Origin of the sequence: Nonomuraea purpurea (assembly GCF_042650645.1) — a bacterium.
GTDB classification, from domain to species: Bacteria; Actinomycetota; Actinomycetes; order Streptosporangiales; family Streptosporangiaceae; genus Nonomuraea; species Nonomuraea purpurea.
This window is the reverse complement of sequence record NZ_JBHSBI010000009.1, coordinates 174,283-186,789: the sequence shown is the minus strand read 5'-3', so window position 1 is coordinate 186,789 and position 12,507 is coordinate 174,283. Positions and strand designations below refer to the sequence as shown.

Genomic DNA, 12,507 nt, shown 5'->3' with positions numbered 1-12,507 from the left:
TGCGGTCGGCGTCGCTTGTCAGGCGTTGCGGACCTCGGCGGCGGCCCGCAGTCCGAGCAGTTCCACCGACCGCTCCCGCATCTCCACCTTCCTGATCTTCCCGGTCACGGTCAGCGGGAAGGCGTCGGCGACGTGCACGTACCTGGGGATCTTGTAGTGCGCCAGCCTGTCGGCGCAGAACCGCCTGATGTGCTCGGCCGTCAGCGGCTCGGCGCCGGGCCGCATGACGACCCAGGCCATGACCTCCTCGCCGTACTTCTCGTCGGGCACCCCGATGACCTGCACGTCGGAGATGTCCGGATGGCCGTAGAGGAACTCCTCGACCTCGCGCGGATAGACGTTCTCGCCGCCCCTGATGATCATGTCCTTGATCCGGCCGACCACGTTGACGTAGCCGTCGTCGTCCATGGTGGCCAGGTCGCCGGTGCGCATCCAGCGGGCCGCGTCGATGGCCTCGGCGGTCTTGCCCGGCTCGTTCCAGTAGCCGAGCATGACGGAGTAGCCGCGGGTGCACAGCTCGCCCGGCTCGCCCCTGGGCACGGTGAGACGGGTCTCCGGGTGCACGATCTTCACCTCGACGTGCGGCATCACCCGGCCGACCGTCTCGGTCCTGCGGGCCAGGTCGTCGTCGGACCTGGTCATCGTGGACACCGGCGAGGTCTCGGTCATGCCGTAGCAGATGGCGACCTCGCGCATGTTCATCTCGCCGACGACGCGCTTCATGACCTCGACCGGGCACGGCGAGCCGGCCATGATGCCGGTCCTGAGCGAGGACAGGTCGTAGCCGGCGGCCACGGCCAGCTCCGCGATGAACATCGTCGGCACGCCGTACAGGGACGTGCACCTCTCCTGTTGCACGGCCGCCAGCGTCGCCTCCGGGTCGAACCCCGGCGACGGGATCACCACGCAGGAGCCGTGCGAGGTCGCGCCCAAATTGCCCATGACCATGCCGAAACAGTGGTAAAACGGCACCGGCAGGCAGACCCGGTCGTGTTCGGTGTAGTGGATCAGCTCGCCGACGAAGTAGCCGTTGTTGAGGATGTTGTGGTGTGACAGGGTCGCGCCCTTGGGGAAGCCGGTCGTGCCCGAGGTGTACTGGATGTTGATCGGGTCGTCGAAGGCCAGCTCCGCCATGCGCCGTTCCAGCGCGGCCCGGTCCGTCCGCTCCGCCTGCTCCGCCAGGGTGTCCCAGCTCTGGTCGTCCAGGTAGACGACGTCGCGGAAGCCGATCTCCTCGACCATCGCGCGGTAGTCGCCGCTCTTGTGCGTCAGCGCGCTGAACAGCAGGCGCATGCCCGACTGCTCGACCACGTACCGCAGCTCGTGGGTGCGGTAGGCCGGGTTGACGTTGACCAGGATCGCGCCGATCTTGGCGGTGGCGTACTGGACGAGCAGCCACTCGGCGCGGTTGGGCGCCCAGATGCCGACCCTGTCGCCCTTGGCCACGCCTCTGGCCAGCAGTGCCCTGGCCAGGTCGTCCACGTCGTCGTTGAGTTGGGTGTAGGTCCATCTGCGGCCCGTGGGCACGTCGACGAGGGCTTCTCGGTCGCCGAAGCGGGCCACGGTGCGTTCGAGGTTCTGGCCGATCGTCTCGCCGAGCAGGGGAACGCCTGCGGTGGCGCTGGAGTACGACAGCATGCCCACAGTGTCAGCCCGGCTCCCGCGTACGCACCAGACCCCGGCGGCGCGTAGCCCGGGTCAGGTCAGGGCGGCGGTGACAGCTTCGGCAGTGGCCTGCCAGATCGGGGTGCCCGGGGTGATGACGTCGAAGTGATCGCCCGCCATTTCCAGATATGTCACCTCATCGCCCGCCTGCACGGCCGCCCGCGCGTACCGCCGGCCGAAGTCGACGAGGTCCAGATCGTCGGCCGCACCCTGGACGACGAGCTGCCGCACCCCGAGGGGCAACCTGAGCAACGGCGACGCCGCACCGTACTGGTCGCGCCGACCGACGCGCCGGTCGCGCTCGGCGGCGGGTCCGCCGAGGGCGGCGGAGACGGCGCCCGCGCTCAGCCACCGCCGGTCGGCCTCGACGAGGTCGAGCACGCCCGCCAGCGAGACCGCCAGCGCCACCGGCGCCCCGTCGGCGACGGCCCGCAGCGCGAGCTGCGCCCCCGCCGAATGCCCCGCCACCGCGACCCTGCCGAGGTCGAGCGGCGCGTCGAGGCCGGCCAGCGCCTCCAGCCCGGCCGCCACGTCGGCGGTCGTCGCCGCCCACCCGTGCAGGTCGGGACGCCGGTACTCCAGGTTCCACACCGCGAGCCCGCGCCCGGCCAGGTCGGCGCAGAGCGCGTCCATCAGGTCGGCCGCCCAGATCGAGCGCCAATAGCCACCGTGCACGAGCGCCACAACCGGCACACCCGCGACGTCCCCTGGCAGGTACAGCTCGCCCCATTGGTCCCGTTCCGGCCCGTAGGGGACCCGCCGCGCGGGATGCCGCGTCCGGTGCACGGCGTGCCTGATGCCCCACGCGACCCCGGCGATGCCCCGTCCGTGAATGTGCGCGACCCCGGGGCCCGGTTCCACCCGGTCGGCCCGCTCGACGTCCACCCGGACCACGGGCCGCCCCAAGGGCGCCCGCAACTGGGGCCCGGGGATCACGACCAGCGACACCCCGTCCGCGACGGTCGGCAGATCGGCGGCGTCACGCACGTGACGGACCGCGCCGCGCACGCCCAGCGCGGCGAACTCCCGCTCGGCCACCTCACCCAGCAACGCGGCGTCGGCGGCCACCCCGGGGCCGACGACCACCAGCACCTCGCGCACGGGAGCCAACCCTACAACGGCGGCGGGACGTCACCCGGCCGATACCTTGGGCCGGGTGCAGGTACGACAGCTTCACCCATGGCCCACCACCGTCGCCGAGGCGGAGTCGATCCAGGATCGCCTCCGCGAGCGCGTCGAGCTCGCAGGGCCCGACACCTTCACCCTGGTGGCGGGCCTCGATGTGCACTATCACGGTGACGACCGGCTGACGGCCGCCGTGGTCGTGCTCGACGCCGTCTCGCTCGAGCCGGTGGCGCGGGCGGTGGTCCACGGGCGCGTGGCCTTCCCCTACGTGCCCGGCCTGTTCGCCTTCCGCGAGTTGCCCGCGCTGGTCGAGGCGCTGGAGGAGCTGTCCGTCACGCCCGACCTGCTGGTCTGCGACGGGTACGGCCTGGCGCATCCGCGCGGTTTCGGCCTGGCCTGCCACCTGGGGGTGCTGACCGGGCTGCCGGCGCTGGGGGTGGGCAAGACGCCGTTCGTGGGCAGCCACGAGACGCCGGCCCCCGAGCGCGGCGCGTGGACGCCCATCGTGCACGACGGCGTCACGGTGGGCCGGGCGCTGCGCACGCAGGACGGCGTCAAGCCGGTCTACGTCTCCCAGGGGCATCGCATCTCCCTGGACACGGCCACGGAGCAGGTGTTGCGGCTGGCCACCCGTTACCGCCTGCCCGAGCCGATCCGCCAGGCCGATCATCTGGCCCGTCATCCGGGGTGACACACCCTCATCGAATTCTAATATACGAAGCGTTACCGTACGACTACCCTGGGTAGCAAGGGAAAGGTTGTTCTTTACGTTTACCCAGGAGGTTCCATGCATTCCAGTCCACGCCGGATCACCGCCGCCGCGCTGCTCGCCGGCGGCCTGACCCTGCTCGCCGCTCCCGCCGCCCACGCCGTGGTCGACCCCGTCGCGATCGTCACGTGCCTGGGCAGCTCCGTCACCGAGTCCGTGGCGCTGATCGATCCGATGGCTCCCGCCGTACCCGCCGAAGTGCCCTCTGCGGCCTGCCTGCAGCCCTGACTCCAGGCCGGGGCGGCGCGGCGCGTGTGCGCCGCGCCGTCTGGTTCCCGCACGCCCGTCACCCAGTCCCCGTAGCGCAAGCGCAAGGAGTCCCGTTGAAGGTTCGTGCCCTGACCGCCGTGGCCGCCCTCGCACTGGCGGCCGTCGCCACCCCGCCGATCGTCCTCCAGCAGCTCGGCTCGGGCGGACCGCCGCTCGTCGCGGTCGAGTCCTGGATCCAGCAGATCAACGTCCTCACGTCCTAGTGCAGATCGCACGGTTGTCCGTGGCTGACAGCCCGGCGAAATCACGGACGATGGTGGGATACATCGGCTACGTCATGTTCCTCAGCCGATGGATCCAAGCGCCGCTCTACATGGGCCTGATCGCCGCCCAGGTCGTCTACGTGTGGCGGTTCATGATGGAGCTGCTGCACCTGATCAAACTCGGGTTCCTCGGGTCACCCCCGGAGACCGCCGTCATGCTGATCGTCCTCGGCCTCGTGGACGTGGTGATGATCTCCAATCTGCTGATCATGGTGATCATCGGCGGCTATGAAACGTTCGTGTCACGTCTGCGCATCGAAGGACATCCCGACCAACCGCAATGGCTCTCCCACGTCAACGCCAACGTGCTCAAGGTCAAGCTGGCCATGGCGATCATCGGGATCTCCTCCATCCACCTTCTCCAGATCTTCATCAACGCGGCCAGACCGGCCATCACCGACAGGGAGCTTCTATGGAAAACACTGATCCATCTGACCTTCGTGGTCTCGGCGCTGGCGCTCGCGCTGATCGATCGGATCATGGCCGGGGGCCGTCCGAAACAGGGCACGAACGACGGCGAGCAGGTCACCCCCCTCTCACAGGAGCGGGTGGCCGCATGAACCGTCCGGCCGGAACACGATCGTGCGCGTGGCCGTGGTAACGGCCAAGGGCGCCATGATCGCGGCGATCGTCGGGATGTTGTCCGCCGCGCACGCCGCGCACGCCGAGGAAGCCCCCCAGAAGCCCCCCACCTCCCTCGTCGGCGATGTGATCATCTTCAATGACGAGATCATCGAGCCCGTGTCGCTGCCGGTGAGCACGTGCGGAGGAGTGCTGCAGGTGCTCAGCAAGAACCCCAGCCGATGCGAGGGCACCTCACGCGTGTCCGACGACGACGCGTGAACAGACCCGGTGTGCCCGCCCCGGTCGCGGGGCGGGGCGGGCACACCCGTCAGCGGAAGAGGCCCTCCAGCACGACGGCCACCCCGTCCTCGTCGTTGGACAGCGCATGGTGCTCGGTCGCGGCCAGCACCAGCGGGTGCGCGTTGGCCATGGCGTACCCGGCGCCGGCGAAGCCGAGCACGGCCAGGTCGTTCGGCATGTCGCCGAAGGCCACCACCTCGTGCGGGCCGACGCCCCGTTCCTCGCAGAGCCGGCCGAGCGTGAACGCCTTGGTCACGCCGGGCGCGCTGATCTCCAGCAGCCCGTCCACGCCCGAGTGCGTGACCTCGGCCTGCCCGTCCATGATCGCGGACACGGCCGCGAGCATCTCGTCGGCCGTGTGCCCGCTCGACTGGGCCAGCAGCTTGACGATCGGCTCCCGCTCCTCGAAGACGCAGGCGACCTCGCGGTAGTAGGCCAGGTCGTGGGCGACCCGCCGGGTGTAGGCGGCCTCGGTGAGCACGTTGCGGCCCGTCTCGACGGCCAGGCCGACGCCGGGCAGCGCCTGGGCCAGGATGTCCCCGATCTTCCTGCCCGCCGCGGGGTCGATCGGGTGGCTGGTGGTGATCTCGTCCGTGGCCAGGTCGTACACGATGGCGCCGTTGCTGCAGATCACGCTGCCGGTCACGCCCGCCTGACCGGCGAGTTCGCGGACGCCGCGCGGCGCCCTGGCGGTGACGAAGACGATCTCCGCCCCGGCCTCACGGGCCCGTTTGAGGGCGTTTGTGGTGCGGGTGCTGATGGTGCCGTCGGTGGCGAGGAGGGTGCCGTCAAGATCGGTGGCCACGATGCGAGGAGAGATCACGATCCCTATTATCCAGTTTGAGGCGTAAGGTGCATGAGTGTCCCCCATCGACCGTCCCGACGACCGGGCCTCGTCCGTGTTCCGGTTCGGGATGGAGCTCATCGCCTGGGTCGCCACCCCGTGGGCGCTGTGGTCGACCTCCGTGCCGCTGGCCGTGCTGTCAGCGGTGGCGCTGATCGGGCTGCCGATGGTCTTCTCCACGCCGGGCGACAAGCGCCACGTGATCGTCGCCGTGCCGGGGTACGTGACGATCGTGCTGGTGGGGCTGCACCTGATCGCCGCCGTCGCGGCGGCGTGGGTGGTCTGGCACGCCGTCGCCGCAGCGCTGGTGTCGGTGGCGGCCGTGGTCACCGTGGTGCTGGAGCTACCCCGGTGGCGGTGGCTGCTGGCGCGTGGTTCGTCGCGCTAGAGGCGCATCTCGGCGGGCAGGCGGCTCTCGGCGTTCATCACCTCCAGGCCCAGGAGCTGGCCGGTGTCGCCGTAGTCGAGGATGACGTCCTCCGCGACGACCTGACGGACGGCCTCCCCCGGCACCGCGTCATGCTTCATCGCGACATAGGCGATGTCGGCATGCCGTTCCCACGTCACGTACACCGTCTTCGCCCGCTGCCTCGGCGGCCCGTCGGCCCAGCTCAGCAGCCCTTCCCTGGCCTCGTGCGAGCCCGCCAGCGCGGCCCGCACCATCACCGTCGCCAGCTCGACGGCCTCCAGCGAGTCGAAGCCGGTGACCTTCCTCTCGTGCTCCCACCCGTCAAGCCCGTCGATCCGGTAGGGGCACGACCATTCGCCGGTCGGCTCCTCGTACGGCACGCCGATCGTGACCACCACGTCACTCGGCGGATCGGTACGCAGCATCAGCACCCGATGGGCGATCTCGTACATGTCTGCTGACTACCCGCCTGGCGCTCCCGGAAGAGTGCGGCCCGATCCATATCGGTCGCCGGAGGTGACCTTCCTGCCGGCAGGCGCCTCGGGCTAGGCTGCTCACGGTCGTGAGGAGCCGTGAAATGAACGAGTCCTTCGGGGCGCGCCTGCGAGCCAGGCTCGACGCGTGCGGACCGCTGTGCGTGGGCATCGATCCCAGCCCGGCGCTGCTGTCCGCATGGGGTCTGGACGATTCGCCGCTCGGTCTCGAACGCTTCAGCCGTTCGGTCGTCGAGGCGGTCGGCGACGTGGCCGCCGTGGTCAAGCCGCAGTCGGCCTTCTACGAGCGCTGGGGAAGCCGCGGAATCGCCGTCCTGGAACGCACCATCGCCGCGCTGCGCGAGGCGGGCACGCTGGTGGTGCTCGACGTCAAACGCGGTGACATCGACTCCACGATGGCCGCCTACGCCGAGGCCTACCTCGACCGGGGCAGTCCGCTGGCCGCCGACGCCGTGACGCTCAGCCCGTACCTGGGGTTCGAGTCGCTGGCGGGCGCGATCGCCTCGGCCGTGGCCAACGACGCGGGCGTGTTCGTGCTGGCCCGCACCTCCAACCCGGAGGCGGCGCCGCTGCAGCGGCTGGTGGCCGACCAGGTGGTGGCCGGAGCCACCGCGGCCAACAAGGGCCACTTCCCGTTCGGGCCCGTCGGGCTGGTCATGGGAGCGACGCTGCCGGAGCTGGAGCACTCGCCGGCCGACCTGAACGGCCCCATCCTGGCTCCAGGGCTGGGCGCCCAGGGCGCGACCCCCGCCGACGTGGCGCGGCTGTTCGGGCCCGTGCGTCACGCCGTGGTGCCGTCGGTCTCCAGGGCGGTGCTGGCCGACCCCAAGCGGCTGCGCTCACGCACCATCACCCTCAGGGACGAGTGCGCGGCCCTGCTGGGCGTCGTCGCTCAGAAGTGAGTCGCCACGCCGAACGCCTCGCGTAGCCGCGCCATGTCGTGCGTGTCGCGTTCCCTGGGCTCGTAGCCCTGGTGGAAGGCCACCTGCTGGGCCACCGACAGGCACGGCACCGTGACGCCCTCGATCACGCCCCGGGTGAAGGCGTCGGCGGGATAGGCGAAGTGGCCGCCCCGGTCGTCGAGCCGCTGGATCGCCGACCCGTCGGCGCCGAACTCCAGCGGATGCAGGTCGATCTCGCCCGGCCCCGCCATGACGAAGCGGGCCGGGCGGCCGGGCACGACGCCCGCGCGCTCGGTGTAGCCGGCCGCCTCCAGGACGGCGATCACCTCGGGCTCCTGCTCGACGCGGTGCAGCAGGTCGAGGTCGTTGTGGTCGCGGGTGAGGCGGCCGACGAGCGCGTCGATGCCCCAGCCGCCCCCGATCCAGACCTCGCACCCCGCCGCGCGCAGCGACTCCACCACCTGGACGACCGTCTTCGCCTCGAACATCACTTCGACACCATAGCGCGGTCGGTTTCCTGTCAGGGCATGGAGTTCTCGATCTCGATCCGGGTCGGCATCGAGGTGCTGGCGCCCTCGCGCTGCACCGACAGCGCCGCCGCGGCCGAGGCGAAGCGCAGGGCGTCCGCCATGTCCATGCCCTCGGAGTGGCGGGCCACGGCCAGGGCGCCCACGAACGTGTCGCCCGCCGCCGTGGTGTCCACGGCCTTGACCTTCACCGCGGGCACGCGCAGGCGCCTGCCCGAGCGGGACCCGTAGAGCGCGCCGTCGGAGCCGAGCGTGATCACCACCTCTTCGACCTGTTCGAGCAGCGCCTCCAGGGCGGCGTCCGCGCCGGTGACGCCGGTGATGGCGGCGGCCTCGTGCTCGTTGGGGACGATGGTGGTGACCGCGCCGACCAGCTCGGGCGGCAGCGGCCTGGCGGGCGCCGGGGTGAGGAAGACGGGCACGCCGGCGACCTGGGCCGCCTGCGCCCCTGCCACGACGGCCTCCATCGGCAGTTCGAGCTGCAGCAGCAGGGCACTCGACCTGGCGATGGCGGCCAGGTCGTCGCCGGAAGGGCCGGTGATGGTGCCGTTCGCTCCGGGGACGACGATGATCGAGTTGCCGCCCGCGTCGTCGACCACGATGTGCGCGATGCCGCTGGGCCCGGGCACCTGGCGCAGGCCGCGTACGTCGACTCCGGCCTCGGCCAGCGTGGCGCGCATCTCGGCCCCGAACCCGTCGTCGCCGACCGCCCCGAGGAAGGCCACCCGCGCGCCGGCGCGGGCGGCGGCGATGGCCTGGTTGGCGCCCTTGCCGCCGGGCACGGTGCGGAACCGCTGCCCGGTCACCGTTTCGCCCCGTTTGGGGGCTTCGGAGACATACGCGACGAGGTCCATGTTGGCGCTGCCGAAAACCGAGATCATGCCCCCATCATCTCCTGCGTCCGTGCCGCCAGCTCATCCAGGCTCACCCCGTCGAAGCCGGTCAGACTGCTGGCGAGGCTGTCGCGCAGGCGCCAGCGGCCGGGCACGCCGCCGTTCAACGCGCCCGCGACCGAGCCGGCGGTGGCGCCCGCGGAGTCGGTGTCCCAGCCGCCGGCGACCGCTCCCGCGATCGTGGCGGTGAAGTCGCCTCCGCCGTGGATCAGGGTGGCGGCGACGAGGGCGGCGTTGTTGATCGTGTGCACCCAGTGCAGCGCGCCGTGTCGCTCGTGCAGGCGGTCGACGACCCGCTCGAAGTCCGGCTCGGCGGCGGCGTCCTCGGCGGCCAGCCGTACCGCCTCGTGCAGGCGGGAGCCGGCGGGCACCACGGACAGGCCCGCCCGCACCGCCTCCTCCGCCGAGGAGACGGTCAGGGAGGCGGCGCACATGGCCGCCACGAACATCGCGCCGTAGATCCCGTTGGCGGTGTGCGTCAGGCGGGCGTCGCGCCAGGCCAGCTCCGCCGCCTCGGCCGGGGCGCCGGGATTGACCCAGCCGTAGACGTCGGTCCTGATCAGCGCGCCGATCCACTCGCGGAACGGGTTGCGGTACGTGGCCGTCAGAGGTGGCTCGACGCCGTCCAGCAGGTTGCGGTACGCCACGCGCTCGGCGGTGAACGTCCGGCCGGCCGGAAGTTCGTCCAGCCAGAGCTTCGCGACGTCCTCGGTGGTGAAGCCCCGGCCGTGGCGCTCCAGGACGGACAGGGCCAGCAGCGGGTAGTTGAGGTCGTCGTCCTCGGGGATGCCGTCGACGTTCTCGGCCAGGGAGTTGACGGCGCTGCGGCGGTTCCACGGCCAGCGGCGGGCGACGTCGCCGGGCAGGCCGCGCGCGGTGAACCAGCCCCTGATCGGCCAGTTGCCCGTGGCCTCGGCGATCTCCCTGATGCCGGCGCGCGGGATCTTCTCGACGGGCTTGCCGAGCACGCACCCGGCCGCGCGCCCGAGCCAGGCGCCGAGCACCCGCGCCGGATCCACGGCGACGACACCGTCGGCCCGCACGCCGGAAGAGGCGACGTCGGTCCAAGTCTCGGGGGCCGCACCGGCTGCAGCGCCGGGCATTCCCGGCCATTGGGGGCAGGCGGCGATGATGCCGTCCAGGTCCGATGGCTCGGCCAGGGGTGAGGGGATGGCGGCCAGCTCGTCCAGCAGTTCCTCGGCCAGTCCGCGCAGCCTCGCCGCCGCGGGTTCTGAGGCTCCTGCCCGAGGTGGCGCGTCGTGGCCGCCCGCCTTGTGCCAGCGGTCGGCGATATCGCGTACGCGCCCCTCGTCCCGGCCGTCCTCGCCCGCCTGGCGGAGCTCGTGCCCGATCAGGTCCTCCGGCTGGACCCAGGTGAGGCGGATCATCGGCGATCGAGGTCGGCGAAGGCGGCCTCGTGGCCGCGCCGCCGTACCAGGTCGTCGGCGTGCACCCGGCGTGCCACGTCGGCGATGGCGATCCCGGGGGCCACCAGGTCCGTGCGGCTGGCCGCCCCCACCTGCTCCACCCACCCGGCCGGGACGGCGCCGAGCCCGCCGAGCGCGCCCGCGACGGCCCCGCCCATGGAGGCGATGGAGTCGGCGTCGCGCCCGTAGTTGACGCCGCCCAGGACGGTGTCGCGGTAGTCGCCCTTGGCGATCACCAGGAACCCGAGCGCCAGCGGCAGCTCCTCGATGCTGTGCACCCGGCTCGGCCGCCGCGCGCCCAGCCCCTGGTCGCGGTAGGTGTCGGCGACCGTGTCGTAGGGCCGCATGGCGGCGCGCAGCGCCTCGAACGACCCGTCCCAGTGGCCGAGACCGGCGGCGGCCTCGCAGACCGACTCGATGGCGGCCCTGGTTCCGTCCTTGGCCAGGCGCAGGCAGGCGGCGACCACGGAGTCGGCGGTGGCGCCCGGCCGCATGGCCTCGGCGACGGCGGCGGCCAGGACCCCGGCGGCCTCGCGGCCGTAGCTGGACTGGTGGGCCCCGGTCAGGTCGATGGCCTCGGCGTAGGCGGCGTCGGGGTCGGCGGCGTTGACGATGCCGACGGGGGCGACGTACATGGCCGCGCCACAGTTCACGATATTTCCGACACCGGCCTCACGCGGGTCCACGTGCCCGTAGTGCAGCCTGGCCACGATCCACTTCTCGGCCAGGAAGATCCGCTGCAGCGGCAGCGCCTCGGCCTCCAGCTCGGGAATCCACCGCCGCTCCCCCATGAGCTCGGGCACCAGGTGCTCGGCCATCGAGTACGCGTTCAGGTGCCCGCCGGCCTTCTCGTACACGCGCACCAGGGCGTGCGTCATCAACGTGTCGTCGGTGATGTGGCCGTCGCCCTTGTGGTACGGCGCGATCGGCCGGGCGTTGCGCCAGTCCTCGTTGAACGGCGGCACGATGCCCTCGACGCGGCCCCCGTACCGCTCGACGATCTGCTCGGGAGTCCAGCCCTCGGTGGCGCCGCCCAGCGCGTCACCGACCGCCGCCCCCGCCAAGCAGCCGGTGGCCCTGTCCTCAAGCGGCGTCATGCGATTCCCTCCAGTAGTTCGATCAGATCCAGGCCCGCCAGGTCAGGCAGGCAGCAACCGGCCAGCGTGCGGGCCGAGGCGATCCACCCCTCCGGGATCGCCCCGTACCCGCCGCAGGCTCCCGTGAGCGCTCCGGTCAGCGCGGGCGCCGAGTCGGCCAGCGCGGCCAGGCACGCCGCCGCGGGCACCGCCCGTACCAGGGCGCCGCCCGCCGCTTCGGCCAGCGCCAGCGCCACGGGCACCGTCTGCGCGGCGCCCACGCCGTAGCTGTAGACGTGGTCGAGCAGCGCCGCGTCCAGCGCGGGCACCGCGGCGAACGGGTCGCCCGCCGCGCGCGCCGCGGCCAGCGCCACGCGGGCGTTGTGGCCGATGGCGCTCTCCTCCGGCAGGACGGCCAGCGCCGCCTCGACCGCCGCCGCCACCGACCCGGACGCCACGGCCTCGGCCACCGCGGCGGCCATGGCCTGGGCGCCGAGGACGCCGTCGAGGGCGTTCGTCACCTGGGCGTCCTGTGTGGGGTCGCGTCCCAGTGCCCCGAAGGCGACGGCCCTGACGGCGGCGGCGTCGTCGAAGTGGTGCGGGTTGTCGTGCCCGGAGGCGGGCGGCGGCACGCCCTTGGCCAGATTGTCGAGCGCGGTGGCGACCGAGATGCGCGCCCGCACGCCCTTGAGCTCCGCGAACGCCTCGGCGCGCGGCCGGTCGACGGTGAGCGCCGTCCAGGCGAGCCACTCGGCGTCGTCGGACGGGCCGACGGCCAGCGGCGCGGTGGGCTGGTTCAGCGCGAACGGCACCGGCAGCGTGGTGACCCCGTGCTCCTCGGCGAACGCGTCGAGCTCCCGGTGCAGGCGCCGGCTCCACGGGGCGTGCAGGCCCGCGCGGTGTCTGGCGGCCGGCCAGCCCGCGGCGTCGCCCACGGCGAGCCCGATGAAGGCTCCCTTGATTCTGTCCCCCGACATCG

At 72.2% G+C, this 12,507-nt stretch carries 16 protein-coding genes; 7 read left to right on the top strand and 9 right to left on the bottom strand.

Annotation, left to right across the window (positions count from 1 at the left end; translation table 11 throughout):
- Positions 1–18 precede the first annotated feature (18 nt).
- Both ACFOY2_RS19615 and ACFOY2_RS19610 read right to left on the bottom strand, forming a co-directional pair.
- A complete protein-coding gene (locus ACFOY2_RS19615; RefSeq protein WP_379529495.1) occupies positions 19–1,638 on the bottom strand; it encodes an AMP-binding protein in 1,620 nt (539 codons plus the stop codon).
- Between the two features lie 60 nt (positions 1,639–1,698).
- A complete protein-coding gene (locus tag ACFOY2_RS19610) occupies positions 1,699–2,766 on the bottom strand; it encodes an alpha/beta hydrolase (RefSeq protein ID WP_379529494.1) in 1,068 nt (355 codons plus the stop codon).
- 55 nt (positions 2,767–2,821) lie between these two features.
- On the opposite strand from ACFOY2_RS19610, the gene ACFOY2_RS19605 reads away from it, so the two are divergent.
- From ACFOY2_RS19605 to ACFOY2_RS19585, 5 genes are all read left to right on the top strand, one after another.
- Entirely contained in the window at positions 2,822–3,481 is a 660-nt protein-coding gene (locus ACFOY2_RS19605) for an endonuclease V (protein WP_379529493.1), read from the top strand.
- Positions 3,482–3,577: 96 nt separating this feature from the next.
- Positions 3,578–3,787, top strand: a complete 210-nt coding sequence (locus tag ACFOY2_RS19600; protein WP_379529492.1) for a hypothetical protein — start codon at positions 3,578–3,580, stop codon at positions 3,785–3,787.
- 95 nt (positions 3,788–3,882) lie between these two features.
- Complete coding sequence (locus tag ACFOY2_RS19595) at positions 3,883–4,032, top strand: hypothetical protein (protein ID WP_357816042.1); 150 nt, start codon at positions 3,883–3,885, stop codon at positions 4,030–4,032.
- A gap of 50 nt (positions 4,033–4,082) precedes the next feature.
- Positions 4,083–4,652 carry a TIGR00645 family protein gene (locus ACFOY2_RS19590; protein WP_379529491.1) on the top strand — a complete coding sequence of 190 codons (570 nt, stop codon included), beginning with the start codon at positions 4,083–4,085 and terminating at the stop codon, positions 4,650–4,652.
- Between the two features lie 28 nt (positions 4,653–4,680).
- The gene (locus ACFOY2_RS19585) at positions 4,681–4,935 is read left to right on the top strand and encodes a hypothetical protein (RefSeq protein WP_379529490.1); all 255 of its coding nucleotides are present in this window, start codon (positions 4,681–4,683) and stop codon (positions 4,933–4,935) included.
- 49 nt (positions 4,936–4,984) lie between these two features.
- Here the strand turns inward: ACFOY2_RS19585 and ACFOY2_RS19580 are convergent, their stop codons facing one another.
- On the bottom strand, positions 4,985–5,779 hold the full coding sequence (locus tag ACFOY2_RS19580; RefSeq protein WP_379529489.1) for a Cof-type HAD-IIB family hydrolase: 795 nt from the start codon (positions 5,777–5,779) through the stop codon (positions 4,985–4,987).
- Between the two features lie 37 nt (positions 5,780–5,816).
- Here ACFOY2_RS19580 and ACFOY2_RS19575 point away from each other — a divergent pair, with 37 nt between their 5' ends.
- The gene (locus tag ACFOY2_RS19575; RefSeq protein WP_379529488.1) at positions 5,817–6,188 is read left to right on the top strand and encodes a hypothetical protein; all 372 of its coding nucleotides are present in this window, start codon (positions 5,817–5,819) and stop codon (positions 6,186–6,188) included.
- On the opposite strand, the gene ACFOY2_RS19570 is transcribed toward ACFOY2_RS19575, so the two are convergent.
- Positions 6,185–6,661 carry a DUF2283 domain-containing protein gene (locus tag ACFOY2_RS19570; RefSeq protein WP_379529487.1) on the bottom strand — a complete coding sequence of 159 codons (477 nt, stop codon included), beginning with the start codon at positions 6,659–6,661 and terminating at the stop codon, positions 6,185–6,187. The two genes, ACFOY2_RS19575 and ACFOY2_RS19570, sit on opposite strands and share 4 nt — an antisense overlap.
- 125 nt (positions 6,662–6,786) lie before the next feature.
- Between ACFOY2_RS19570 and pyrF the strand changes: the two genes are divergently transcribed.
- Positions 6,787–7,605, top strand: a complete 819-nt coding sequence (gene pyrF / locus ACFOY2_RS19565) for an orotidine-5'-phosphate decarboxylase (protein ID WP_379529486.1) — start codon at positions 6,787–6,789, stop codon at positions 7,603–7,605.
- Here pyrF and ACFOY2_RS19560 read toward each other — a convergent pair.
- The 5 genes from ACFOY2_RS19560 to ACFOY2_RS19540 are packed head-to-tail and all read right to left on the bottom strand — an operon-like array spanning position 7,596 to position 12,505.
- A complete protein-coding gene (locus ACFOY2_RS19560) occupies positions 7,596–8,093 on the bottom strand; it encodes a nucleotidyltransferase domain-containing protein (protein WP_379529485.1) in 498 nt (165 codons plus the stop codon). The genes pyrF and ACFOY2_RS19560 overlap by 10 nt on opposite strands.
- Positions 8,094–8,125: 32 nt before the next feature.
- Positions 8,126–9,013, bottom strand: a complete 888-nt coding sequence (rbsK, locus tag ACFOY2_RS19555; protein WP_379529484.1) for a ribokinase — start codon at positions 9,011–9,013, stop codon at positions 8,126–8,128.
- Positions 9,010–10,413, bottom strand: coding sequence for an ADP-ribosylglycohydrolase family protein (locus tag ACFOY2_RS19550; RefSeq protein ID WP_379529483.1), 1,404 nt, complete (start codon positions 10,411–10,413; stop codon positions 9,010–9,012). The genes rbsK and ACFOY2_RS19550 overlap by 4 nt, the downstream gene beginning before the upstream one ends.
- Complete coding sequence (locus ACFOY2_RS19545; RefSeq protein WP_379529482.1) at positions 10,410–11,549, bottom strand: ADP-ribosylglycohydrolase family protein; 1,140 nt, start codon at positions 11,547–11,549, stop codon at positions 10,410–10,412. The genes ACFOY2_RS19550 and ACFOY2_RS19545 overlap by 4 nt, the downstream gene beginning before the upstream one ends.
- Positions 11,546–12,505 (bottom strand): ADP-ribosylglycohydrolase family protein, encoded by a 960-nt coding sequence (locus tag ACFOY2_RS19540; protein WP_379529481.1) that lies wholly within the window; start codon positions 12,503–12,505, stop codon positions 11,546–11,548. The genes ACFOY2_RS19545 and ACFOY2_RS19540 overlap by 4 nt, the downstream gene beginning before the upstream one ends.
- Positions 12,506–12,507: the final 2 nt, after the last annotated feature.